The organism is endosymbiont DhMRE of Dentiscutata heterogama (assembly GCF_002888635.2).
Classification (GTDB): Bacteria; Bacillota_I; Bacilli_A; order Mycoplasmatales; family CGIF01; genus CGIF01.
On the sequence record NZ_LN828718.1, the window covers coordinates 98,647 to 125,282 of the forward strand.

19 protein-coding genes and 2 tRNA genes are annotated in these 26,636 nt (G+C 36.5%); 2 read left to right on the top strand and 19 right to left on the bottom strand.

The window, feature by feature from the left end; genetic code table 4:
* Nucleotides 1-69: 69 nt before the first annotated feature.
* Nucleotides 70-306 (top strand): hypothetical protein, encoded by a 237-nt coding sequence (locus tag DHMRE_RS00840; protein WP_322632502.1) that lies wholly within the window; start codon nucleotides 70-72, stop codon nucleotides 304-306.
* A 714-nt stretch (nucleotides 307-1,020) separates the two neighbouring features.
* Here the strand turns inward: DHMRE_RS00840 and DHMRE_RS00845 are convergent.
* Nucleotides 1,021-3,960: an exonuclease domain-containing protein gene (locus DHMRE_RS00845; protein ID WP_322632503.1), complete on the bottom strand. Its 2,940-nt coding sequence runs from the start codon at nucleotides 3,958-3,960 to the stop codon at nucleotides 1,021-1,023.
* A 215-nt stretch (nucleotides 3,961-4,175) separates the two neighbouring features.
* On the opposite strand from DHMRE_RS00845, the gene DHMRE_RS00850 reads away from it, so the two are divergent.
* Entirely contained in the window at nucleotides 4,176-4,829 is a 654-nt protein-coding gene (locus tag DHMRE_RS00850; RefSeq protein ID WP_322632504.1) for a hypothetical protein, read from the top strand.
* A 287-nt stretch (nucleotides 4,830-5,116) separates the two neighbouring features.
* On the opposite strand, the gene DHMRE_RS00855 is transcribed toward DHMRE_RS00850, so the two are convergent.
* The 18 genes from DHMRE_RS00855 to infB all read right to left on the bottom strand — a co-directional run bounded on the left by DHMRE_RS00855 (nucleotide 5,117) and on the right by infB (nucleotide 26,630).
* Entirely contained in the window at nucleotides 5,117-6,070 is a 954-nt protein-coding gene (locus DHMRE_RS00855) for a hypothetical protein (RefSeq protein WP_322632505.1), read from the bottom strand.
* A 21-nt stretch (nucleotides 6,071-6,091) separates the two neighbouring features.
* Nucleotides 6,092-6,168 (bottom strand) — tRNA-Ile (locus DHMRE_RS00860).
* 93 nt (nucleotides 6,169-6,261) lie between these two features.
* Nucleotides 6,262-6,483 carry a hypothetical protein gene (locus DHMRE_RS00865; protein WP_322632506.1) on the bottom strand — a complete coding sequence of 74 codons (222 nt, stop codon included), beginning with the start codon at nucleotides 6,481-6,483 and terminating at the stop codon, nucleotides 6,262-6,264.
* A gap of 33 nt (nucleotides 6,484-6,516) precedes the next feature.
* The gene (valS, locus tag DHMRE_RS00870; protein ID WP_322632507.1) at nucleotides 6,517-8,379 is read right to left on the bottom strand and encodes a valine--tRNA ligase; all 1,863 of its coding nucleotides are present in this window, start codon (nucleotides 8,377-8,379) and stop codon (nucleotides 6,517-6,519) included.
* 4 nt (nucleotides 8,380-8,383) lie between these two features.
* The gene (gene rpoC / locus DHMRE_RS00875; RefSeq protein ID WP_322632508.1) at nucleotides 8,384-12,073 is read right to left on the bottom strand and encodes a DNA-directed RNA polymerase subunit beta'; all 3,690 of its coding nucleotides are present in this window, start codon (nucleotides 12,071-12,073) and stop codon (nucleotides 8,384-8,386) included.
* An 8-nt stretch (nucleotides 12,074-12,081) separates the two neighbouring features.
* Nucleotides 12,082-15,888: a hypothetical protein gene (locus tag DHMRE_RS00880; protein ID WP_322632509.1), complete on the bottom strand. Its 3,807-nt coding sequence runs from the start codon at nucleotides 15,886-15,888 to the stop codon at nucleotides 12,082-12,084.
* A gap of 9 nt (nucleotides 15,889-15,897) precedes the next feature.
* The gene (locus tag DHMRE_RS00885; protein ID WP_322632510.1) at nucleotides 15,898-16,314 is read right to left on the bottom strand and encodes a hypothetical protein; all 417 of its coding nucleotides are present in this window, start codon (nucleotides 16,312-16,314) and stop codon (nucleotides 15,898-15,900) included.
* Nucleotide 16,315: 1 nt separating this feature from the next.
* The gene (rplJ, locus tag DHMRE_RS00890) at nucleotides 16,316-16,798 is read right to left on the bottom strand and encodes a 50S ribosomal protein L10 (protein ID WP_322632511.1); all 483 of its coding nucleotides are present in this window, start codon (nucleotides 16,796-16,798) and stop codon (nucleotides 16,316-16,318) included.
* Between the two features lie 40 nt (nucleotides 16,799-16,838).
* Nucleotides 16,839-17,111: a DUF4160 domain-containing protein gene (locus DHMRE_RS00895; protein ID WP_322632512.1), complete on the bottom strand. Its 273-nt coding sequence runs from the start codon at nucleotides 17,109-17,111 to the stop codon at nucleotides 16,839-16,841.
* A gap of 3 nt (nucleotides 17,112-17,114) precedes the next feature.
* A complete protein-coding gene (locus tag DHMRE_RS00900; RefSeq protein WP_322632513.1) occupies nucleotides 17,115-17,447 on the bottom strand; it encodes a DUF2442 domain-containing protein in 333 nt (110 codons plus the stop codon).
* A 78-nt stretch (nucleotides 17,448-17,525) separates the two neighbouring features.
* Nucleotides 17,526-18,932 (bottom strand): hypothetical protein, encoded by a 1,407-nt coding sequence (locus DHMRE_RS00905; protein ID WP_322632514.1) that lies wholly within the window; start codon nucleotides 18,930-18,932, stop codon nucleotides 17,526-17,528.
* Between the two features lie 94 nt (nucleotides 18,933-19,026).
* A tRNA-Met gene (locus tag DHMRE_RS00910) sits at nucleotides 19,027-19,102 on the bottom strand.
* Between the two features lie 38 nt (nucleotides 19,103-19,140).
* Nucleotides 19,141-20,715 (bottom strand): hypothetical protein, encoded by a 1,575-nt coding sequence (locus tag DHMRE_RS00915; RefSeq protein ID WP_322632515.1) that lies wholly within the window; start codon nucleotides 20,713-20,715, stop codon nucleotides 19,141-19,143.
* A 5-nt stretch (nucleotides 20,716-20,720) separates the two neighbouring features.
* On the bottom strand, nucleotides 20,721-22,712 hold the full coding sequence (locus tag DHMRE_RS00920) for an AAA family ATPase (RefSeq protein ID WP_322632516.1): 1,992 nt from the start codon (nucleotides 22,710-22,712) through the stop codon (nucleotides 20,721-20,723).
* 9 nt (nucleotides 22,713-22,721) lie between these two features.
* Entirely contained in the window at nucleotides 22,722-23,681 is a 960-nt protein-coding gene (gene tilS, locus DHMRE_RS00925; protein WP_322632517.1) for a tRNA lysidine(34) synthetase TilS, read from the bottom strand.
* A gap of 78 nt (nucleotides 23,682-23,759) precedes the next feature.
* On the bottom strand, nucleotides 23,760-24,101 hold the full coding sequence (locus tag DHMRE_RS00930) for a hypothetical protein (RefSeq protein ID WP_322632518.1): 342 nt from the start codon (nucleotides 24,099-24,101) through the stop codon (nucleotides 23,760-23,762).
* A gap of 65 nt (nucleotides 24,102-24,166) precedes the next feature.
* Entirely contained in the window at nucleotides 24,167-24,697 is a 531-nt protein-coding gene (locus tag DHMRE_RS00935; protein ID WP_322632519.1) for a hypothetical protein, read from the bottom strand.
* Nucleotides 24,698-24,776: 79 nt separating this feature from the next.
* Nucleotides 24,777-26,630, bottom strand: coding sequence for a translation initiation factor IF-2 (infB, locus tag DHMRE_RS00940; protein WP_322632520.1), 1,854 nt, complete (start codon nucleotides 26,628-26,630; stop codon nucleotides 24,777-24,779).
* Nucleotides 26,631-26,636 lie beyond the last annotated feature (6 nt).

Sequence of the window (26,636 nt, forward strand, 5' to 3'; positions counted from 1 at the left end):
TAACTTTCCATTGTGAATACCTACAAAAATTATGACGGGCTAGTACCACAAAATTAATTATAGCCAAAAATGAATTCCACCCACACTATTAAATCCACCATCACTAACCGCAAAGAATTATTGGATAAAAACCGAAATAATTATCTCATTTTAGAATTAGAAAATGGAGAATCTATTCTGGTTTTTCCTGGGAAAGTTAACTCAGAAAAATGACCGTGATTACAAGCAGGAAGAGAAATTAACTTCACCGTAGAGGAAGGCAAACAAGGAGTTAATTTATTGGTGGATTTTGTGATAGAGACTTAATTAGCAAAGTAATTTGTATAATAAATAATATATAAGGCGTACAAAACGCCTATATTAAGCATAAAGTACAATTAAAGACGAAAGAAGTATAAAACAAAAAAACCATGACAAACAAACACATTCATTCACTAAAAATAGTAATCGCCTCCATTTGAAAAGAGGATTATATAACGCCATTATGGCGCTTAAAATAGTAAAGAGTTAGGCTAAAAAAATAATAATTAAAAAGAACGACGACTAGTACCGTTAGAATTAAAATTAGTAAGACGTAAAAACATCAAATAATTTAAAAGTAATATGCCAAAATGGATAACAGTTTAATAATTACTGTAATAGTCGCGATTGTTTTCCCCCTTGCTCTTTTTATCATAATTTACACTTATTATGGCATGTATAAAATATTGACTGATAGGTGTCGTTTTTGTGGTAGTAAGGAAGTAGAGAATAAGTTTCGAAAAGCAATAATATTTGGGTTTACTCCGTGAAGGAGACCAAAGTTAGTTTGTCAAGATTGTCAAAAAAAAAAAAAAAAAACATTAGTAAGCCCCAATTACAATATTTCATTTTAATAAATGAATCTGCTCTAAACTACAAAAAAGCCTCCCCTTGTGGCTGTTAGTTTGATAAAAATAATCTATGATTACCTGTCGCCAATTCATAAGAGGTGGGGCAACCATTAAGAGCCAAGATTTAAGTTTCCTGGTCGGTTCTTTTTTACTCTTTTTGGCTCTCCATTTTTTTCAATTCGGCTTCTAATCGGGCTTTTTCTTGTCGGGTTTGGACTAATTTTTTTTCTAGCGCTGGTAATTTTTCACCGTCAATCCATTCCCTAAACCACTTTTCTTCATTAAAACCAGAATTGAGTTTTTTGCGTAATTTCAAGTGCTCTCGGTAAAATATTTCGGCGGTTTGCTGGGACAAAGTATTAATCGTACCAATCCGATAAACTGATTTTTCTCCAAGCAATTGCCGCACATAATTATGTGCAATTTTTTGATATTCACCAGAAAAATTAAGGTCAATATCAGGAGTTTTTTCTCCTTCCCAGCCAAAAAAGGTTTCAAACGGTAAATTATGGCCCTCTATGGTTAACAAGGAGGAACAAGTGGGACAATTTTCCTTTTCCTGGTAATCATAGCACGAATAGACCCGACTTTTGGTTTCATAAAGTTTGGCATAACGGCAGTTTCAACAAAACTTATAAAAAGGCAACGGATTTAAGTCGGTAATCCTGCATAAGTAGGCAATGAAAGAGGAACCAATTGAGCCACGAGAACCAACCAAAGACCCATCCTGATGAGTCTTGTGGACCACCTTGTAAGCCAACCAGTAAATAAAAACGTAGCGCCCCTGTATAATTCGCCATTCGCGGGTTATTCTTTCCTTAACAAAATCCGGTAAATAAGAACCGAAGATTTCATTAGCCCGTTGAGTATAGGCCGTAACTAAGTCATTTTCTTCTTGGCCGCTGCTAGAAGCAGAGTAGTTAAGAGGCGGTTGCTTTATATTAACCTCTCCGATCTGGCTGGCTACTTCTTGCGGACACTTAAAAATAAGTTTTTCGATTAATTGTTTGTCATTTAATCAGAGTCAGTTGTCAATCATCTCTTGTAAGTTAAGCAAATGTTGTGGGGGGAGATAGGCAAAGCGGTCTTCCTTGTCCTCTAAAGTGGCTTGGTTATAGAGATAATGTCGGCTACCATTCATTCCTTTGTTGGCGACAACAATTTCTTTGAGTAATCGTTCTTTGTTCTGGCAGTAGTAGACATGGTGGGAAGCCACCACTGGAATTTTTAATTCTTCGGCGGCACTAATGATCTTTTTTGTCATTTCTTTTAATTCAACTTCGCTGATTTGCCCGTTCAACCATAAATAACGAAAAGTTTGGAGGCTATTTACTTCCACATAATCATAAAAAAGCAATTTTTCTCGTTTTTTGGCGGCAAAATTGAAAGAACTAAACAAGGCAAAAGTCTCCCCTTCCCGACCGCCAGCAGCACCAACTAAAAGCCCCGTGCGATATTTTGCTAAATCGGAGCGGAAAACACAAGGTTTTTTGAATAATCTTTCGGTGTGAGAAAGGGTTACTAGACGATAGAGGTTGTGTAATCCTTCTTGGCTGGCAGCCAAAACTTTCACTTTGCAGCCCCGATTAGGAAAAAAGTCGTCCTTAATTAATTCTTGAACTTGTCCTCATTGATTAATTTTATTTTCTTTGAGAGTTTTCAGTAATTTTTCTAGCAACTCAGTCAACAATTTACTATCGTCAAGAGCCCGGTGGGTTTGGATCACTTTGGCTCGACCGGGTACGTGGCTCAATCTTTCTAGGCTGTACGATTTTCGATCCGGAAATAATATTCAAGACAAAGGCAGAGTATCCAGTACCGGATAGGGCAGTTCGTTCCCCAAATGTTCTTTTCAGACTTTGTTGAGAAAACCATAGTCGAACTTTCCGGCATTATGGGCCACTAAAACGCAACCTTCTCATTCGCGGCTCAGAGTTGGCAAAATCTCTTGGATGAGAGGGGCTTTTTTTAATTCTTGGGGGTCAATGCTCGTATATCAGGCCGCCAAAACTTCAGCCGGAATTTCTTTTTTGGGGCGGATTAAATATTCTTTTTCTCGAATAATTTCTCCTTGATGATAAATAACGTAACCTATTTCAATAATCTCATTGTATTCCGAAAAAAATCCAGTGGTTTCTAAATCGAAAACGCAATAAGTCAAATTATTTATTTTTTGGTCTAAAATTGCTGTTGAATGGTTAAAAAGATAAGGTGGCAATTTGTCCTCCAACATTTCCATTTCGCAACCGTAAATGATTTTCAAATCTGGGCTTTGATGCTGGCTGAACTCCGGAAAGGCTTGAACATTGTAATGGTCGGTTACTGCCAAAGCCGCATAATTTTTTTGTCGTGCGCTGGCTGCGTAATCGGCTGGACTGCTTATTCCATCCAGAGTACTAAATTTGGTATGGACTCCTAATTCCCATAATTTTCGCTCTTTTCATTCCTGTAATAAAGCGGATTTATTTATTTTTTTGTTCTGGCTTATAGTTGGACCATTCGGTAAGTTAAAATTATTTCTTTTTTCTTTTTTGTCTACGACAAAATGTCTAGTTCGTTTTTCACTATTTCCCTGACTCGCGCCATCATTATTTTTAATCGTGTTTTCTTTTGGTTGAGAAGCAAAACGGAGGTCAGACAGACCTAATTTTTTCAATATTTCTTTCAGGTTAATTAATCTCGGTTTCCATTCGGCAAGCGTTTTTGGGTTCGAAAAAGGTAGATAAACCACACTTCGCCGCCAGGAAAAATTTGTTAAAAGTTCTTTTTGTTCGCAAAAGAAAATTAGGTCTTTTTTGTCTTTTCAAAGAAAAGGGGCAGAACAAAGGAAAACAAAATACTCTTTAAGTTCATTTTTATCAATGGCTGCACCCTCCCGAATTGCCACCTGAAAATCCAGATAATCAAAGAGATAATTCAATTTATTATATATTAAATATAATAATTGGCTAATTTTTGTGGCAGAAAGTAAATGCGGAGTAACAATTTCTAAACGACCAGGTGCTGAGAAATTAATTTCCAACCCGGACCAGTCATTAGTAGCGATTTCTTTTTCTATTCCGAGTTTTTTGAAAAATTCAAGGGACATTAGGGGGGAATTGGCAGGTGTAATATTATAGAATTTTTACAATTTTCTCACCCTCAATGAAGTCTCGATTTTGTCGCCGGATATCCATAGAAAACTCGTTTTTTGTCTGACAATAACAAAGTCAAAATTGGTGTGTTATCCTTTCTTTTGGGTCTTGGGGTATTTTCTCTTAATAAAAATTATATATTATTAATTACTAACACTAACAATTATTAATGGCAAGTGGGTACGCTTTTGGTCGTCATATCAGAGAAGAACATTGAAAAGAAAAAAAGAAATGAACAAGTTGCTGAAAATGCTGGTCAATGTATTCTTTATGCGTTTCCTTTAGCGCCTTAACTCATTGAGCGTTAAAGGTAAAAAAAAATAAATTATTAAGCCCTATGAACGAAGTAGTTGTGTGAATTTTAGTCATCGTTGGAATATCAATTCCCCCGGTAGTTGCGGTTCTCCTCGAACACTATTTTAACAGAAAAAAAAGAGCGGCTGAAACCGAAAAAATTAGACTCCAAAACAAAATCACCAAAGAAATAACCTACGACCAATTAAAAACTGAAAGTAAACAAAAAGATATTAAAGGCAAAATTGATATTTTTCAACGTTTAATCAAGTTAGAGGAAGAAATAAAAAGTAAAAAAACTATAACCGCTGGCGACCAAAAAAAGTTGGAATCTTTGGAAATGATTAAAAAGGAATTTAAACAATCTTTCGGAACAGAGGAAAATCCGAAATTAGTTGAGGTAGAAAAGAAATTGGAAGCCAAGAAAGAAAATAATAAAGAAATTAAGAACAAAACTTTAAATAAAAAAGTTGAATCTGCTAAAACTAATTTCCGGAGCAAAAACCAGAAAAAAAGAAAATCGAAGTAAAGTTGCCATACTATTTTTATTGGCGATTCGGACTTCAAAATGTTCTGTTCATTTGTTCCTGTTGATGGCGTTTTTGTTAATAGTCTCTAAAAAGTAATTTATTTTGCCTAATGGCAATAAAACAATTAAAAATTGTCTATTTCTTTCGCTTAAAATGTGGATAACGGCCTTTTTTGCTTTTTTTAACTGTTAAATAAGTCGCAATTACCCCCACAACAATTACTCCACCAATAGTTCCTGATACTATGAGGGGAGCTGGGGCAGTTTTTTTGGTTGGGGCAGCAGTTTTATTCGGTTCACCTGGTGGTGGGAGGTTCCGCGGGCTCGCGTCCTTGTTGCTCTCTCTCTCTCTCTCTCTCCTCTGTATTGTCATTATTGTCATCAGTTGGCGAAAAAAAATTATCTTTTTTATCAGAACTTTCTGGTGAATTATTTTCATTGTTTGAGGAGGGGGATTTATTACTGTCATTAACCGGTGACTGGTAATCGCTATTATTGTCTTTTTGTTGTTTTTGTCTCACACACTCTTTACACCAACCCTCACAGCCAATCGGTCAAGTTGAAGGTTGCTCTCGTCGTAATTGGCATTTTTTACATTCGGGGATGTTTTCTTGCTGAGCCTGTTCTTCTTTTGCCTGGTATTTTTTAGCCAAGGAAACTAAGAAATTTCTCTCCTTTTGACAAATATTAATCAAATCTTTTCAGGAGTAGACTTCTCCATATATTTGCTCCCATTGCTCTTTTTCAACCGATTCTAGTAAACTGTGGGCCTCAATGGCCGAACCACATTTAGCCCGAAATTGAAAAGGTTGTATCTGCTCTCTCAATAATTCTTTCCGCAATTCATTCATTCTAACTTCCTTAATGACCTCATAAAAAGGAGCAAAAATGTTTTTGATTTGCTTAATTGTCTCATCATCAAATTCGTTCATGTTTTCCATCACTTTTTTCTTGGCTTCGGTTTCTGATTTGGCTCCTTTTTTTCATTTCTCTTTCTCGGCTTCATTTTTACATTCAAGCGAACAAACTTCTTCTCCAAAATTAGTTTTGAAATTCTTTGGGGGGTCTTGATATTGGCCTTTTAGTTGAGAATATTCGCAAACTCGACAACCGTGCTCCGGACAATATTCGCTGTAAAATTGTTTGCCGTTTTTTAGAGTGATAGAATTTTTTATTTCCTTTTGGCAAACTTTATTTCAAATTAGACCTTTTTTGATAATAAAGGGGCACGTTCTAGCCATAATGTTAATTTTATTGTAATTTGGTGGATCCTGAAGGACTTGAACCTCCAACCACCCGGTTATGAGCCGGGCGCTCTAACCAGTTGAGCTAAGGATCCCTCTAACGACGTTTTTTTAATTTAACTGACCAGCATTTCGCAATTCACCAACCAGTTTTTTGTTGTTCGAAAATAAACTATAATAATTCTCTTTTACAAAGGGCTATTTCATTTAAAAATGAAAGTTGGCTTAGAACCTCCAGAAATTAACTTTTGCAATTCTTTGCTTAGTTCCTCAGAAATTATGCGACATTTTCTTCTTTTGTCATTTATTTCTACTAGTTCTAAATCGCCAAACGAGAAAGCAAATGTACTGCCTTCTTGATTGTTTTTTTTCAATTGGTCCTGAAATTCTTTTTTAAACCCTTTAAACATATCATATAAATTAATTAAGTCAATAATACTATATTATAATTTTAAATCTGCTCGGCTAACCTTCCGCAATTCACCAGCCGGTATTTTACTCATTATTAAATTGCCGATACTTCATAATTTTTGACAAAAACGCCAACTACCAATAATTTTACTTTCTTCGTAAATTAGATCAGAGCCCCAAATATTATTTTCCAGCAAAAAAAGTCTCAAACTATCACAACCATATTTTTCAATAAGTTCGTCGGGTTCGACTCCATTTCCCAACGATTTTGACATTTTTTTTCCGTATTTGTCTCTAATTAGACCATGTAATAATACCTGTTTAAAAGGCACTCGGCCGGTGAAATAAGTTCCCAGCAGTATCATTTTTAACACTCAAAAAAAAAGAATGTCATAGCCGGTTATGAGGGTGGTTATAGGATAGCAATTTGGTGGTGGAGAAGGAAATTTTTTTCCCTCTTTGGCAAGGGCAATTAACGGCCATAAACCACTGGAAAACCAAGTATCTAAAACATCTTTTTCAGGTTCTCATTCTCGTAAAGCACAAAAATACTCGTGTCCGCACACAATCATAGTAGGAATAGACTCTTTTTTTCTTTCTGCACACCACGAACATTTATCAAGTTTCTCACCCACATAAATTTCCCCCGTTTTTTTATGATATCAAGCCGGAATCTGGTGTCCCCACCATAATTGTCGAGAAATACACCATTCCCTAGTTTTGTTTTTTCACTCCTCTATTTTTTTTTGAAATTGATTGGGCAAAAAGTCTATCTCTTTCAGAAAATTAGGGTTTTTTTGTTCTATTTTTTTAATTAAGTTTGGTAAATCAAGAAATCATTGGCGTGAAAGCAAAGGTTCAATGGCTACTCCTGATTTAGTAGAACAAGCGAGATTAGTTTCATATTCTTCAATTTTTACGCAAATGCCTTTTTTTTCTAATTCTTTGACAAACTCTTCGCGAATACTGTTGATTTCTTGTCCTTGCCAAGAGCCGGCTAATTCATTCAAAATGCCTTTTTCATCGCAACAACTAATTATTGACAAATGGTGTTTTTTTCCCAACTCGTAATCAGTAAAATCATGAGCGGGCGTGCATTTTAGAACACCCGTGCCAAAATCAGTTTTAATACTTTCGTCAGCCAAAATGGGGATATTTTTTTCCGTGAATGGGTGTTTTACGGACTGGTTGAGATATTTTTGATAGCGGTGGTCGTTAGGATTAACAAATAGAGCCACGTCAGCAAAAATGGTTTCGGGCCGACTGGTGGCTACTAATAAGTATTCGTCGCTTTTTTGGAGTGGATATTTTAAATAATATAATTTACTTTTGCTAGGTTTATGTTCTACTTCAATGTCGGAAATTACACTTTTTAATTTAGGGTCCCAATTCACTAGTCTTTGCCCGCGATAAATTAACCCGTCTTGATAAAGTTTGATAAAGGCTTCTCGTGCCTGTTTTTGGATAACTGGGTCAAGAGTGAAGCTGGCTCTTTCGGAATAGATTAATAAACCCATTTTTTCTCATTGTTGATAGAAATTTTGGCGAGTTTGGGGATATCAAGTTTGAAAAGTATATTCTCTTTTTTTTTGGTCAGTATCAAGTTCTGGAAGTTGTAATTTTTCAATCTTGCTCTGGGTCGAGATTCCGGCATGGTCTATGCCAGCAATTCAATAAATTGGTTGCTGGTTAAGGTAAGACCAACGCACCAAAAAATCTTGAATAGCCAACTCAAATGCGTGTCCTAAATGCAAATTACCAGTAATGTTTGGGGGCGGAAGCAGCAAAGTGCCAGCAAAATTATTGGTAGTATTGGTGGCTACTTGCTTTCAATAATTCGCTTTTGGGTTTTTTTTTTCGGTTAAATTAAAATCGTATTTAGGGGCAAAAGACATGTTGTTACATTTTTTCTGTACTTTTACTTCGTTGAAACTTTTCCCGCTCTTTAAATCCTGTCCCTACAGGGGCTAATTGACCCGCAATTAAATTTTCTTTACATCCTTTCAATTCATCAACCGGCTGATATAATGAATAATTAACTAAACTCTTTAAAGCATTTTGGAAAGAAATCCCGGCCAAGAAAGAATCGGGATGAGAAGCTAAATCTTTCAAACTTAAAATGATATTTTTATAGGTGGCAGGTTTTTTTTGTTGGACTAATAATTCCCGATTAATTTTTTCTAATTTCTGATAATTTACTAAGTCCCCCACCAGATAATCACTGTCCCCACTGTTAATTATTTCGACCTTGGAGAGCATTTGCCGAGCGAATATTTCAATGTGTTTTTCATTGATGTCTATTCCCTGGTTATCATAGACTTTTCGCACGCCTTCTCTAATGTAATCTTGACATTTTTCTCGACCCATAATTTCTAAATATTCTTCTAAATCTATCTTTCCGCCGGTCAATCTTTCTCCTTTTTTTACCAAATCCCCAAGGCTGACTCGGGCAACTATTTTCTTTCCTAGAGAATAAGGTTTAACTTCCCCACTTTCCGCATTTTTTTGTTTGATTTTTTTGTCCTCCACGCTTACTATTTCTCCGGAAAACTGTGCTAAAATGGCTTTCTCGTCTTTTTCTGGTTTAATGTTATCAAATATTTGTTTGACCTTTGGCAAACCTTGAGTAATATCTTCGTCACCAGCTATTCCCCCCCGGTGGAAAGTCCGCATAGTCAATTGAGTTCCGGGTTCTCCTAATGATTGGGCCGCAATTATTCCGACGGCTGTCCCCAGAGCCACTGGCTCACCAGGTCGGCTCAAGTCCAGACCATAGCACTTTTGACAAATGCCGTCTACTGATTGACAAGTCAGAGGAGAAAAAACTCCCACTTCCATAACTTTATGGATTTGAAGCGTCTTGATTTCTTTTTCTAGTAAAAGAGTATTGCGCATTAAAATAACCTTCCCTTTTTTGTCCGAAACATCTTGGGCTAAATAGCGGCCATAAATCCTTTTTTCAAGGGACAGATCGTTTTCAGTCAAGAACATAACGGAATTGGTTCCACAATCGGGAGAAAGAATAATCAAACTTTGGGCTGATTCTACCAAGCGGCGGGTTAAATAGCCTGCTTCGGCCGTTTTTAAGGCAATATCAATCATTCCTTTGGTTGCTCCAAGAGTTGAAATTTGGAACTCGAACGGGTTCAATCCTTCTCATAAGGAAGAAACGATTGACGTTTCAATAATCCGTCCTGAATAATCGGTAATATTACCTCGCATGCCGAAAATTTGGGTGATACTTTCATCACTAGCCCGAGCTCCTGAATCCCAAATGTGGTAAAAAGAAGTCTGTTTTTTTTTGGCTAAATTAATTATTAATTGCTCTTTCAAGCTCTCCTTACACTCTTCTCAAACGGTAATCATTCTTTGTTTTCTTTCTTCTTCACTATAGAAACCCTGGGCAAAATGGTCGTTAATTTGGGTCGCTTTTTTTTCAGTTGCTGCTAAAATTTTTTCTTTGTTGGGAACAATTTTCTCTACTTCAAAGGGGGAAATACTAATTCCCGAGCAGGTGGCATAATCAAAACCAATTTTTTTTAGTTGGTCGAGAAATTCCACCATTTCCGAGCGTGGCGTTATTCGGGACAATTTATTCAGAAAAGCAGTCAGATCCTTTTTTTTTCAGCCTCCAAGCGGTTGATATTCTTCTCATTTTTTGGCAATTTGGTCTACTTCAACTAGACTAGTTTCTTGGTTACTTTCCTCATTATAAACTTTTAATTCATTAATGTAGTAGGGGAAACTAGACGGCAAAATTCGGTTGAAAATAATTTTTCCCAAAGTGGTAAAGAGGAACTGGTTCTGTGCTGTGGCTAAGTGACGGCCAGCAAGAGGAGCGGGGATGGCAACTAAATCGTGAAGGCTTATTTTTCCTTTTTCTTGACTTTTGTAAATGTTGCCTATTTCGTTGAAAAAAATTACTTTTGGCTTTTTTTCCTCTTTGGTTAAATAATGAACACCCAAAATCATGTCTTGGCTGGGTGTTGCTAGCAATTGACCGTTCTTTCGGTCAATAATGAGATGAGAAGAAAGAAAAAGTTCCTCAGCCTCTTTGCGTGCTTTTTCGGTTAGAATCATATAAATAGCCACTTGGTCGCCGTCAAAGTCGGCATTTAGGGCCGTAGTTATTAGTGGGTGAAGTTCGATTGAATGTCCTAAAGTCAACACTATACGGACGGCTTGGAGACTTGGTCCATGCAGGCTGGGCGCGCGGTTAACTATAACCAGACGCTCCTGGACGATCTCGGCTAGCAAAGGAAAAATACGCGGGTCCTCCTGCTGCAACATTTGTTCGGCTTCCTTAATAGTAAAAGCGACTTTTTCTTTTAATACCCGGCGGATAACGAAAGGTTTGCAAAGAGTCAGAGCCATTTTGACCGGCAATCCTATTTGATCCAGGAACAAACTAGGATTAGGGACAATTACCGAACGAGCCGAGTAATCCACTCTTTTTCCCAATGAGTAACGACGAAGTATGCCCTCTTTGCCACTTAAACCTTGCAGCAGACTTTTAACATCGCTTTGCTTATAAGTTGAGCCGTATATTATTTGATCGATTGCTTTTTGCAATCCTCTTTTTTCGTTGTGGACAATATCACGAAAGAGAATGCCGGAAATTTTATTTAGTCCTAAATAATAGCTTAACCTTTCACACCGCAAAATTATGCGATATAGCAGGTTGTTGTGTTGATTGGTAGCAATAATATCTTCTTCTTTTAATTTAGTTATTGGCCGCAGACCACAAGGGATAACCAGCAAATTATTCATAATCATTCACTCTAATTTTGTTCCCGATTTTTGTAAACCTTGTAGGAATTTTATTTTCTCCTGATTAACTTTTTGAGGTGTTTCTTTTGCGATTTTCTTGACCTTGGCTAATTCTGCTTCTACATCAATTCCCGCCAATAATTCTTGAAAAGCCTCCGTGCCGGTGCTAATTTTTACTCCGCAGTATTTTTCTAAGAAATCCAAATAATCCTCAAAAAAAACGGTATAGGTAGCTTTCTCCTCTTTTTTGTTTTTCTTGGTGGTGATTTTTTCTTTTAATTCTCTGGCTTTAGCAAGAATATCTTCTGCTAACTTTTGCTCCTGGATAATCTCCTGAAAAATATTGCTAGTTTTGAGTTCGTCGATTTTTTTTTCTAAAATTTCTCCTTTTTTTAGTGAACTGATTGAACCATTATCAATAACCACATAGGCGTGAAAATAAATGATATCTTCTAATTTTTTGGCAGGAATGCCTAATAATTTACTCAAATTAGTGGCCAGCATTTTAAAAATGGCAATATTGGTTACTGGCACCGGCAATTCAATGTGTCCGGGTCGTCATCTTTGGAGATTTTTTTCGCCGATTAAGACCTCACAACGTTCACATTTTTGCCCTCTGTTTTCTTTTCCTTTATACTTACCACAATAACATTCATAGTTCAAAAAAGGACCGAAAATTCGGGGGTCGAGAGGACCACCTGGCTCTGGTTTGAGAGTGCGATTATTAATTACTTTGTGACTAGTAATTTTTCCGAAAGAAAGTTTGATAATTCTTGAGGGTTTAAGTAAACTGATTTTTAATGATTTTATTAAGGACATAAGGGAAATTATTTTTTGGAGGATTTGCGGCTGAACGCTTCGTAAAAGTCAATTTCGCGACCTTGATAATCAAAGGCTTGTATGTCAAAACCGGAGCCCCGTAAACCTTGGAGAGAAAGGTTGAAGGACTCGTAATTATTGCTGCGCAAGTCAATTTGACGGTCGTCAAATAGTAGAGAGGTTTGAAGTAAATTTCGCTTGGCAATATCGTCTGATTTGGCACCACTCGATTCGCTAATATTAAAGGCCGCTCCGTGGGATAATAAGCAATCAAATTCCATTCCTCCTAATCTTTGACCGCCATTTTGGGACCGCCCCTTGACGGGTTGCTGATAGATGAGTGAATAAGGACCCACATTCCGAGCGTGGAATTTATCAGCAACCATGTGATTTAATTTAATAGTATATATGTAGCCGTTGTAAATGTTTTTTTCAAAAGGTAAGCCGTTTTGGCCGTTAAATAATTTTGTGGCTCCATAATTTTCCAAGCCGGCTTCTTGGATGATTTCTTTGATGGCAGACAGAGAAGGAGAATTGAAAGGTCGGCAAAGTAATTTACTGTTAAGTTTATGGGCTGCTGCGGCTAAAATAGTTTCTAATAATTGACCGATATTCATACGAGTGGGAATGCCGAGGGGATTGAAAATTATGTCGATAGGTTTTCCTTGCTCGTCAAAAGGCATGTCGGCTTCCGACACAATTTTAGCTACTACTCCTTTGTTACCAAAACGAGTGGTCAACTTATCACCCACTTCGATTTTCCTTTTTTGGGCGACATAAACTTCGACTAATTCTAAATCCCTTCTATTAGTTTTGGGAAATTTTTTTCTTTTGATATCATAAACTATACCGGCTTCTTCGGCTGGCAAACGGAGAGAGGAATCGACAAAACGCTGGGCTTTTTCCCCGAAAATACTCATTAGCAACGATTCCTCTTCGGACTCCTTATGAGGGCTAGGTTCAGGAGTTATTTTTCCTACTAAGACCTCATTACCTTTTACTCGGCTGCCAATTTTTACCATGCCATTTTTTCCTAAGTGAGGATATTGTTTTTTCCCAGCGCGAGGGACCGTAAATATTTCTGGACCATATTTGGTGTTGTGAAGTGTAATAGTATGTACTTTGACAAAAAAGGAAGTTAAAATATCCTCTTTGACTAATCTTTCGCTCAAGATAATGGCATCCTCATAATTATAACCATTTCAGCACAAATAAGCCACTCGCAAATTATATCCCAAAGATAATTCGCCATTATTAGCCTGATTTCCGCAAGCCAGCATTTGCCCCTTGGAGACCGATTCACCTTTTTTTACTAGCGGTAAAGAAAATCCCAAAGTATTTTTGCTGGAAACTACTAATTGTTCTAAAGGATAAATTTTTTTTTTCTTGTTTTTTTCTTTAAGAATAATTTGCTGACTATCCACATATTCTACCGTTCCTTTTTCCTCAGCCTTGACTGTCAAGGGGGAATTTTCTAACAGGTTAGCCTCGATTCCGCTAGCAATTAATGGCTCTTGACTTTTCAAGCAAGTTATGGCTTGCCGCTGCATATTGGTTGCCATAAGCATACGAGTAGCGTCGTTGTGGTTAAAAAAAGGAATAGTGGCACCAGTTACGGAGTTTAAGTGATAAAAAGAACTGTAAATGAGATTTATTTTCTCTTTAGGTACGCGGACGAAATTCTCTTGGTGAATAGCCATTACCGTTTCTTCAACAATCCTATTTTTTTCGTCAATTTTAGTATTAAAATGGGCGATATATTTGTCTTTTTCTTCTTCGCTGGTTAAGTGAACTGGTTTAGGAATAATTACACCGTTCTGGACAGGAAAATAAGGAGTTGTTAATTGCCCGTCCTCATTTATTTCGGCACCGATAGTTATACGACGTACCAAGCCCGTATTGCGACCTTCAGGGGTTTCATTCGGGTCATAACGACCGATAAAAGAGGCGTCTACATTACGAGCAGACAAGGTGGCATTAACCGCATTACGACCTCCTAATCCCATTACGCTGGAAACTAGCCCATCGGAAATAACCGACAAGAAATTGCTTTGATTTTGTAATCGAACCAAAGACGAAGTGTTGAAAAAGTGTCTGACAAGAGCATCAAAATCTTTTAAATTAGGTATTTTCGCGAAGTCAACCTTTTTTAATTGAGAAAGATAATTGGTTAAGTATTTGTCACCAATTTCTTGTAAAAACCCCCCCAATTTATTATCAAAAATGTTGTAAACTAGGTCACCGACCCGCCGAATAACCTGATTTTCTAGTTTGTCCTCATCCTCTTTTTTTTCGGTTTTGCCTAAACCATGATGCAAATTGACGTAATAAGAAACGGCACAAATCAGATCAGCCAAGTCAAAATAGGTTTTTGCCTCCGACAATTTTTCGCCAATTCCTACCACTGGGATAATTTTTTCCGGTTGACGTGGCGATTTTACTTTAACGACATATAAGTCATTGGTCGAACGTGGAACAGAAAAACTATTAATTTTTTTCTTTTGGAGAGCACTCGCTAATTTTGCTAGATTTTTTTCGTTGAAAACAGCATTTTTTTTCAGGATTACTTGACCGCTTTTATCCAGTAGGTCCTCGGCTAATTTTTGGTCCCTTAATTGCTGAAAAAGGTCTATTTTTTGGTTGTATCTTCGTCGTCCTAATTTTCCAATATTAAAATAAGAAGTGCCTTTGCTTTCAGTAAATAAAAAATTTGGTAGACTGGCTCGACCTGCTCCAGTTTCTAATGCTTGGACTTCAGAATAATTGGCTATGTTTAGATCCTCCTCATTAAATAAGGCCTGAAGAAGTTCAGAAGAGACTGCAAAAGTTTTTAAAACAGCCAACCAGTCGACCACAAGACCCGAGTTAAGAAATTTTAATTCAATGGAGTGAGGCTTTTTAGCACTGTAAGAAACATTAATTCAAGGTCCTTTGAAAGGAATAATTTCTCCCCAGAACTTTTCTTCTTCCTCTTCCCTAAAATAGTAAACTGAGGGGGCGCGGACAGACTGAAAAACCACCACTTTGTCGTGGCCGTTAATAATGAAATTTCCTCGCGGATTCATTTTTGGCAAGTGGCAAAAATCAATTTTTTGCTCATGTTCGCAGTGAAAACTGATGGCTATCTGTTCTGCTTCCAATTCCAAGATTTCTAACCACAATTTTAATTTTTTTTCGACTTTTTTGGTCTTGTTTTCTTTTATTTCCCAGACCTGATATTGGTTCTCCGACAACATTTTTATTTTTTTGGTTAGGTGCCAAATAATGGTTTCGGAGGCTTTGGTTGGCTCCTGTTTTTCTAATTCTTGTAATTTTTTTTGGGTTTGAACTAACAGAGATTTTAACTCTTTAGCAGAAAAAGATTTTTTTTCACAAGAGAATTTTCCGATTTTGAAACTCTCTCCGATCCACTGGATAATGCTTTTTTTTAAATCATTTTCGAGTAAAGGAACCTGTTTTTTATGAAAATCTCAAGTGACTTTTCAGTCCGCAGAAACCAAGTAATTTCAAGTTTTGTCCTCGGCCCGGGCCATTTCCTCGGTCTCGGGAATTACTTTACCATTTTTTTTAATTTCTGGTTCTTGAAAGACCAAATTTTCCACACTTATTTTGAGGCTATTATTATAGTCGCTGAGTTCAGCCGGAAAATAAAAAGTTAATAATTTTGGCAATCTCTCATGCCGAAAATTATCATAAGATTTTTTTTGTTCTTGGGCGTAATCCCTTTCTGGCAAGCCTTGAAAAAGGGGCGAACGATTGACAGTTAAATATTCCCGACGCGTATTTTTTCCCGAATTAATTAGGCGATATGACATTAATTAAAATTATTTAATTTCAACTACAGCCCCTTTTTCTTTCATTTTCTTTTGAAATTCCTCAGCTTTGTCCCGCGGAATATCCGCTAGAATAATTTGTTCTCCCCCTTCGGCGAGTTTTTTGGCTTGAAGTTTAGTAATTTCTTCCCCTTTTAATTCCTTAACGGCTGCGACGATATCTCCTAGAACTGGCACTATGCTGGCCCCTTCTTTTTCCATTTTTACTCATTTAACAGCCACTTTACCACTTTTTTCCTCAACTTTTTCGGTGGATTGGGTTCCGGCTGTTGGTTGAATTACGGCTGTCTCTTGGATATTATAATCCTCTTTTAAACTTTCGACCAACTCGCTAACTTGACCAATATTTAAACTTTTTATTTTTTCTTTGATTTCGTTTACTTCTGAACTAATTTTTATTTCTGACATATTATTTATTTTCGGTTTGGGATGGTTGAATTTTTTCTAAAATATTAACAAGTCTTCGGGTCTGATAATTGAGATAATAACATAAAGTATTTATTAATATTTCTTTGCTAGGTAAATTGGCTCATTTTTCAAGAAGTGTATGAGCGACTAATTTTTGTTCGTAAATGCCGCCTTGAAAACGTTTGATACCGGAATGACGCTTAGCGAACTGATTAAGAATGTTTAAGGGTTCATATTCGTCCCCTTGGCAAAAAATGAACGCATTAGCCTGCTTTAATTCCAAAGAATAATCGGAAAGGGCTTTTTCTACTAAACTATTTTTATAAACTTTTCAATAGCCACCCACCTTTTTTAATTCTTTTTTTAATTTGAAGAGTTCGCGGTTTTCGGCGTGGTGAAAATTGTAGAAAATTACAGCCCGGGCTTGTTGAAAATTATTTTTAATGTCTTGGACGATGGCTTGTTTCTGACTGGTGGCAGACATATATATTATATTTTACAGTTTATGGTCTTACGAAATTGCTTTACTTTATTTGGGTTTTTCGTTTTTTTCACTCGGTTAAAAACAAATCCTTATTCTTTTTTACAATTCTTTCAGTTTCGTTTTGCTCCTGCTCCGAGACTCGTCCTTTAATTTTTTTTATCCTTATTTCGTCCTTTGATTTAGTGTCAGTTGGTTCCAATCAAAACTCTATTTCGCCGCACGCAACTTCTATATGAATGTGAGCAGGCTTATTTTTAGTTAAATCATTAACTTTAAAATAACATCAATAACCCTTTATCTTTCAACTTGGCATAAATTATTCACACGGAGCATCAAAACCATGGATAAAAACTTCCATCCCCAGCACTTCATCTATGTCCGGAAAATAAATGTTTTTTCCTCTTTTTATCTCGTAATTTTTCAATTTATTCGCGTTAATTCCTTTTACTCCCCACTTAGCAAACCAATCAATAGGAATACTCAATTCTCGTCCATCGCTTAACTGAGCCGTCAATTTTTCTAAATGAACCGCTAAATTAATTATTTTTGGTTCTTCTTGTTTGGTTTTGACACGAAAAGTAATTAGTGGTTGCTTAATTTCTCTTTTACTTACAGTAATATTTCTTGCCTCTTGAGTTCTGGTTCGCATATTATTATTTTCTCCTCATTTAACTTCTCCAGCCTTACTATTTCTGATTGCTGTTTCAAAAGCAAGAAAAAGATTTTTTTATTCTACTGCTTTTCTCTTTCGTGAACGAACAATTAATATTGCTCCTGCCACTATACCCACTACTGCCACTCCTGAAACTCACATTAGCGGATTATTAGGACGGAAAAACCCTTCATTATTTTGACTATTTTGAGTAGAATAATTTTTGGCTTGGTCTAATAATCGCTGAACTTCATCTCCTTTCTTTTCATAAGCCGATTTTTTGTAATCAACTTGACTATTCACAAACTCTTGTAATTTTTTACTTTGGCTTTCAACCTCATTTTTATTTTTGTTTTTAATCGCTTGTTCGAGAGTAGCGATTAATTTTTCGAGAGCCTTTTCTCCCATATCATTAAAAATCTCGGTTCGTATGGTTTGGGCTTGGCTCGTTTCGATATTATTATTATTATTATTATTCAATTCGTCGTATTTTTGTTTGACCTCCGTGCTTAAATCCTCTGGTTTTATTCCGTTTTCGTCTAAAACACCATTTACCTCATCTCGAATAATTTCTTGGACTTTTTGTTTATTTCTTTTTCCTAATTCTATTTCTTTTTCCTCTTTTTGTCTTTTTAATTCCTCGTCTGAACTATTATTGGCGATGTCACGAGTTTTTTTCAAAGCCTCTGCCAATTCTTCTTCACTTTTAGCATTTTTCAACTTTTCTGCAGCCTCGTCAATTTGCTCCTTAGTTGGTCCCTTGGGAGTTTGGTTCTGCTGGTCGTCTTGACCTTTTTTATTTTTGGCAATTCAGTCGTCAATGGCTTCTATTCTTTCGGTTTTGAAACCCTCAATTTCCTCCTCTTTTGAACCTGTTGCTCCCATCGCTTTATAAGTATTTTCTCAAACATTACCCAAGATTTCTATTTCCTGTTCGGTGGTAATTCCAGCCGCTTGTAATTTGGCCTTGATTTCTTTAATGTATTTATCAATGAGGGCCTGTTTGTCGGTATCACCGCTTTTTTTCTTAGTTTGGTCGCCTGATTGATTTTGGTCTTTCCCTATATTATTCTGATTATCGTTTTGCTGCTCTCCTTTAACAGTCAGAGTAATTAAATTAAGTTCTCATATTCTTAATTCCTTTTTATCAGCACTTAATAAATGCATTTTTTTCTTTTCCGGGCCGTGTTTATTTGGACCGGAATCAGACGACATGCTCGCCATCATTTCAGGTCCTTCCTCTACTTCTAAATCCTCGTCGTCATACGCTAACTCGAATTCTTTATTTTCGGTCCCGTCGGACTTTTTACTTTCCAAAATATTTTTTAGGTCTCCTCTTTCAGAGGGAGGAATAGCAAAAAAAATCTTTTCTACTGCCTTTTTGCCTTCTTTTGTTTCGAGTTCGGCACTCTCAATGGTTAATATTAATGGTCCTGATTCGTCTATACTTTTTACTGTAAATGTAATTTTTTTAGTTGACATATTATTATTTTATAATTTTTTGTATGATTTGTATAATTCCTTTTTTACTTGATTTCTAAACTGCTGCTCTTTAATTATATTTATTATGTATACATGGTAGCAGCGAGAGGATTTGAACCTCCGACCTAACGAATATGAGTCGTTTGCTCTAACCACTGAGCTACGCTGCCCCTTTGAAAATTATAATAAGATTTTAAAGAAAAGATGTTTACTCGCTGGCATTCGCTTCGCTAGAATAAGGTTTTCCAATTTGTTTTAAATAAGGGGCAAGGAGATAATAATTTCATTTGCTTAAATGACAACTGATTACATGAATAACTTCCTCTTGGAGGCCTTTTCGATGATAAACGGTGTAGTAAACCGGAGAAAATTTTTTCAACAATTTCAAACCTTTGTTGCGATTTTCTTCGGTTAGGGAATGGAGACGTAAGAGGATAATTTGGTCTCGGGGGAAGATTTGGCTAATCAAAAACGAGGAAAGAAAAATGTAGACCATGGTCGCTCATAGCCGCTCATTATTGGTAATATAACTTAAATACTTATGAACTACGCTTCTTTCTTTTTCTTTGTCTAATTCTTTAATTCGGTTTTCTAAATCATTTTTTCTCCGTAATTTCCGGACTAGCTTTTCACCGCTCACACTATTTATTTTTCTCTCAATTTTGTCCCTTTCGGCTTGTAATTTTTCTTTTTTTTCGTCGGGACAGGCTAAATAATATCGGATTTCTTGGGGATAATTTTCTAACTTTTGAAAGCCGGTTTTATTTTTAAGAAGGGAGGTAAGAGAACGATTTTTTTCTCTGAGAGCGAAAATTTTTTTCAGGTCTGGATTTTCGTTTTTTTCTAATCGCTTGGCCTTTTTTATGTCCTCTTCTCAACTTTTCAGGATAGCGTCTGTTTCTCGACCCGTGATTTTTAGCCCATTTTCCTCAAATTTTTCCTTCTGTTCTTCGATTTCTTTTTGAAGTAGACTTTTTCTCATTTGAGAGTCGTCCTCAATCACGGCGAAATTAATCAGAGTAACTAAAAAAATAATACCCAGCCCAAAAATCTTCATCAAAGTGCTAATCGAGACTTTTTTTTTGCCTTTTTGGGAAGAAAAATGAGAAGTAAAAATCTCCAGGCCGCCGGGGGTTGCTTGGGCCCGAAAAATTAGGCTGTATCCATAGGTATGAATAATCGCTGCCACAATGGCGATAACTATGTAATAAGGAAGGGTAAAAGATAATTGACTATTAGCACTTAATCCTTGCCAACTGCTGGGATTAAAGCGATTGAAAACGTATTCTCGCAGTTTAAAGGCTCCAAATATTTGGGTTCAAATAATCTGGGATAAAACATAAAAAATTGAGGTGCTGATTATTTCCAATTTTGCTTTGAAGAGTGCCCGCAAAATCAAAATAAAAAGTAAATTAGTAACAAATCCTAAGCCATAATAAATGAAGTAATAACTGCCTCAACCGATATTGCTGCGACCAACTATTAATTTAGAAACGGCTTGGAGCAGACCGTTTAACCCGCTATTGTAGAGACCATTCGGATCAATTAAAAAATAAAAGGTTAGGGTGGTAAATAAAGCCCCAAAAAAGACAATGGCTAATTTGCTCAAATATTTGAGAGTTAACTGTTTGCCAGTAGGTCGTTTGAGCGGTCTTTCTAAGTAAAGACGACGAATAAAATCATTGTACTTATGTCAAACGTTATACGTGCCTTGGTCGGGCGAATTATTATCTACAGGAAGTTTTTTTGATTTTTTTTTGATTTTATCCGACTTTTTCATCATAATTGTTAATTTAGTAAAGGTGTATAAGGGGAAATTTGGTTGATGAAGATGTAATTAATATCTTCTTTTTGGAGAGAATTTTTGGCTAAAAGTGCGGCTGCCAGCAAGTGTAATGCTCTTTTTTTTTGGCGTAATATTGCCTTGACTTTTTTTCAACATTGATTCATTATTTTTTCTCGCTCCTGCTCGATTCTTTGCTTGGCAACTTCGGGCAATTCTGGCGGTATCTCTTCACTAGAAAAAAAAGTTTCTTGGGTCGGAACAATCCCCAAATCCGACATTCCATAACGCAGAATTAGGTCTCGAATAATGCTGGTGGCTTGCTTAAAATCGCTATAAGCACCAATCGTGATATATTCCAAACCGAAAATTAATTCCTCACTGGCCCGTCCACCTAAAAAAGACATCACTTGGGCTAGCATCTGACTTTTGTTGATAAGATAATCATCACCTTTCTCCCCATACAAATCAATCCAAGTATAACCACCGGCTGACAAGCGTGGAATAATAGTAATTTTTTTGACCGTTGTTTCTGGTAAACTCAGGCCAATAACCGCATGACCGGCTTCATGATAAGCCACTATTTTCTTTTTGGCTAGAGTTAGAGTTTGACTGGTCCAAGAAGGCCCCATTAATACTCGGTCATAGGCTTCAAAAATCATTTCGTAGTCAATGTACTTTTTGCCGCTGCGGACACTTAAAATATAGGCCTCATTAAACATACTAGTAATTTGAGCACCACTTAGGCCTTTGGTTAGAGCCGCAATCTCCTCTAAGTCAACGTCAGGTTTGAGTGGCAGTTTGCGGACACAAAGTTTAATGATCTCACGCCGACTTTTTAAATTAGGAGAAGGGACATAAATCTTGCGGTCAAACCGACCGGGCCGCAATAGGGCATTATCTAGTACATGTAGGGAATTAGTGGCTGCTAGGACAATAACGTTATCACGAGGATGAAATCCATCCAACTCAGTTAGTAATTGATTAAGGGTCTGTTCGGCGTGTCCGGGATGGGCCGAATATCTTTTACGACCAATTGAGTCAATCTCATCAATGAAAACAAAACAAAATCCATATACTTTGGCTAGTTCACGGGCCCGGCGAAAAAGTTCCCGCATCCGTCGGGCTCCCAACCCCACTACTGACTCCTCAAATTCGGAACCTGAGCGAAAGATAAAAGGCTTCTGACACTCGCCGGCAGTAGCCCTAACTACCAAAGTCTTGCCATTGCCAGGCGGCCCATATAATATCGTGCTAGTAGGAACCTTGATTCCTCTTTGTCAAAAGGGTCTGGGATTCTTAACGTATTCGGCTATTTCGTTCAATTCCTCTTTTACTTCATCGTAACCTCCCACGTCTTTGTAGCCAATTTTCGGAACATCTACTTCTCCGGCTCTCCTTCCCCAATTGCGAAAAGGATAAGCAATTGTCCCGAGAATATTGGTGCCAAAAAACGTATCAAAAATGAAAAACGCTACTAAAAGAGAAGCAAAAGTAATTACTCATTTACTTATATTCTCAAAAGTAAACCACGAAGTTTCTTCTTTAAAAAAATCAAATTTACTGCGAGACTCAACAGTGGCAATTTTGAACTTTTTGGAGTTGGTAAAACCGACAAAATCGATTTCTTTGTCTCTTACTTCGTGTGGTTTGAGTTCACAAAGAGCATTGTAAATAGTAGGCTTGCCGACCAACCTTTTGAAGAAATTTTTTGCTTCTCCGTAAAGACGATAGTGGCCGTTTTTCCCCCAGGGATGGGCGGCATATTCAGCCTTTTGTCAATTTATTTTATCCACTTCGGCTTGGGTCAATCCAGCAATTTCCAAGGTCCCGTCCTCTTTCTTATGCAATTCAAAAGTTTGTTGGTCGGGTTTGGAAAAACGCACTATAAGAAAGCCGACCCCAATGACAAGAAGAAGTAAGATTATTAATGGACCGAGCCATTTTCATGAGTTTGCGGACTTTTTATTTTTTTTTGCTAGCGCTTGGTCTTTCATTATTTAATATTAATTAATTTTAATAGCCACAATACGGACTTGACCAGCGTTTTTTACTATCTGAAAATCATTTCCTAGTTCGATAATTAAATTGGCTTTGGGACTGATAAACAATTGTTTGTAAACCTCACACAGAAGTTTTTTTTTTCGTTGGTGGAGAATTCCGTCCGTGGCTCGGTTAATTCAAAAATAAAGTAAACGCAAATATATTTCAGGTTCGTATTCATTTTTTTTAGTAAGTTTGAGAGTCGAATGTGAAATGCCAGGCATTCCCGGAGAGCAAATGATTAATCGTTTAGCAGCAGTTTGCACGACCTTTTTGATTTCTTTTAATTCACAGTTTTTTTTTTCAATTTCTCGGTCCAATTGGGCTTTTTGTTCGGGGTTTAAATGGGCTAACTGCTGGCGAATAATATTGCGCTGATAAATCAGCAGTTGGTTAGTAGTGTCGGTTGCGTAATCTATTTTGTTTTCAATTAAATATTGATAAATCTGCTGCTTGTCAAGAGACAAAAGGGGACGGAGTATTCAGCATTTGCCGTATTTGGTGCGAGCGGGCAAACCCCAATATTCTACTAATGATTTTTTTTGCTTTTGGAGCAAGTAAGTTTCGCGGTGGTCGTCGCGGTGGTGGGCAGCAACGATATATTTAGTTTGGTATTTGGCGGCTAGTTCCTGAAAAAAATTGTAGCGAATTTGGCGGGCTCGGTCTTGAAAATTACTGATTGAATTGTATTCTGAATTTTGAACTTGGTAGATTTCACAGGGCAAAGAATATTTTTGACAATAATTTTTCACTATTTTTTCATCGTAATCGCTGTTTTCTCGCTTATGGTAGTTGATATGAGCGACCACCAAATTGTATCCTGCGAGACGCATTTTTTCGAGCAAAAAAAGGCTATCTGGACCACCCGAAACAGCTAGGATATACAATTTATTTTTGGCAAGTATTTTACTATCAATTAGCACTAGGGTTTGTTGCGTTTTTTACGTGCTTTCAAGAGAATAAGAGACTTTCGTTTTTATACTTCGATTATGAGGTCAAATTTAATCAATTAACAAACTATTACCTTTTTTATCTTTGAATTGGCGAGCAATTCGTTTTTTTTGACCGTCCTTTGCTTGAAAACTAATTCTGGTAGTTTGTTTTTTATCCTCTAATCAATAAGCAACATTCGAAATATGAACGGGGGTCATGATTTCTTTTTTTTCTTTATTTTTCTTGCTTTCGGGGGTTGATTTATCATATTTTTTGCGGCTGACTTTTTTCAAATAGACTACTTGATTTTTTGGGTCCAGACGAGAAATGAAATCGACTGTTCCTCGGTATTTTCCAGTAATAACTTTTACTTTATCACCACTTTTTAATTTAATTCTAAGACTTGACATGAGATTTATATTTAATATTTTTTAACTTTTTTTCTATTTGCCATCAATGAACTAAATGATACTACCTACTCTTTTCTTGACAATTTTGTATATAAAAAAGTTGAAATAACAACAACAATTCCAACCACTAGAAACCAAAATGTTTTACTTTGATAAAATGGCTGCTTTTGTGGAAGTGAAGGGTTAGTTGGGGGATTATCTTGGGGAGGATTATCTTGTGGTTTATCTTTTTTTTCACCTTTTAAAACACTTAAAACCTCATCTCATTCCTCTCGTAAATCCCCAAAACCTCATATCCCATGTTTGGGAGTATAATGCTTTCTACCTGATTTATGTTCGATTAGATAACAATCAAAATAAGGGTCTGAATTGGGTGCTTCTTTAAGTTGTCAGTCTTGGGGATTTTGCTTAATTTCTTTAAAAAAACCTTTTGCTATTTCCTCATATTTTTCTCATTTTTCCTCTGGTTCTATCACTTTGTTATTGTTTTCTCCCTCTCCTCAAAAAACTAAATTAAAATGCCCTTCTTTTCCTTTAATACTTCCATTATAACTTCATTTAGATAGGTCTTTTAGAACTTCACTACTTTTAACCATAATTGATTTTGTAGACTTTTGCTCGTAATAACAGTTTTTATTTATGAATTATTTTTGGCCTACGGCAAAATATTCTTATCTATTTTTCAGCCATGATATCTTTTTTTACTTTTCAAAAAGCCACAATTTTATCTCCTTCTTTAAAATTATCAAATCCTTTGAGGACAATTCCGCACTCCTGACCACTGCTGATTTCGTTTTTTTCTACTTTATTGCTCTCTAAACTTTTAATTTCACCGGTGAAAATTTTCTGGGCTTCTTTACCACGCAACACATAAACCCGTTTATTACGGCTAATTTTTCCCTCAGTCACTTGACAACCCGCAATATTGCCTTTGGAAAATTCAAAAACTACTTTCACGACCGCTGTTCCCACGATTTCCTCAACTTCTTCTATTTCTTGTTGGCTATCAATAATTTGGTCCAATTTTTCCCCAATTTCATAGATAATTTTGCTGCTAAAAAAAGAAATATTATTTTCTTTTAATGTTTTTATTTGAGATTGAGGAGGTTGATAGCCAAAAATTAAAACCTGGCTATTAGTAATTTTTGTTAAATCCAAGGCAAAACTGTTTAAATTTCCCACCGCTTTGTAGACTGCTGAAAGGTCACAATGAAGAGCATTTTTTTTTTTCACTAATTCAGTGAGGGCTTCCAGGCTATTTTGGCTATCGGCAACCAGGACTAAATTAACATTTTTTTTCTTGCTGGAGGGGGGCGTTGGAGTAATTTTTTTCTTTTTTTCTCAATAATGGGCTAATTCTTGTTCTACTTTGGCTGCGACTTTTTCGTCATTTAGCGCCAAAAATCGGTCGCCTAATTCGGCGGGAATATTAATGCCTGATACTTTAACTATATCGCTCGGTTGGGCAGTGGTGACTCTCTGGCCTCGAATATCAGACATTATTTTGGCCGAACCAAACTTGCCATTGAGGAAAATGCTATCCTTAATCTTTAGGGTTCCGTCTTGAATCAATAATTCATTTATTTGAGAGCCGGTTTGTGGGTGAAGAAAACTATCAATTACTACTCCGTGAGCCGGACTTTGAGGATGAGATTTAAAATCGGCAAAGAGTAGAATATTTTCGAGAAGATGATTAACGCTGTCTTTTTCTTTGGCGCTGCCAGAAACCACAATTATTTCTCCGCCTCATTCGAGAGGAGTTAATTCTTTTTCCTGTAATTGGGTTCGTATCCGATTTAAATTAGTTTCATTGTCTGTTTCACTAGGTTTTTTGTGATTAATGAAAACCAGCGTAGGCAACTGATAATTATGAAGATAATCAATAATTTCAGCAGTTTGAGACATTATTCCGTCTTTGGCGTCAATTACCAATACCACTAGGTCCGTCAGAGAAACCCCTCGCTGGCGCATTTTAATAAAATCACTGTGTCCAGGAGTATCCAAAAAAGTGATTTTTTGACCCTGAAATTCCGCTTGGGAAGCACTAACCTTTTGGGTTATGCCTCCAGCCTCTTTTTTTTGGACTTGGGTTTGACGAATAGTGTCTAATAAAGTTGTTTTCCCGTGGTCGATATGGCCCATGATGCTAACAATAGGTGGACGGTTAACCAAGAGTCCTTGGAGTTGGCTTTTTTGCGAATATTCTTGAATAATCTGGCGAAAATCTAATTCACCTTTTTTTTTTACTCTGATATTAACGCTACGGCAATAATCGCTTAATAAATCGTCAGTTAATGCTTGATTACGGCTGACACTTTGCCCTCGGTTTCAAAAAAAAGCAATAATTTCACTGATTGGACGACCAATGGTTTCTCCTAACTCTGCGGCAGTTACGCTTTCGTTCGCCAAATAAAGAGTGTTATTTTTTAACTCATTGTCCGTATTTAGAGTATGACGACGAATTATTTCCACCAACAAATCACTATTCGTGTTTGTTTGCTTATTAAGAGGATTTTTGATGTCTGACAAGATTAC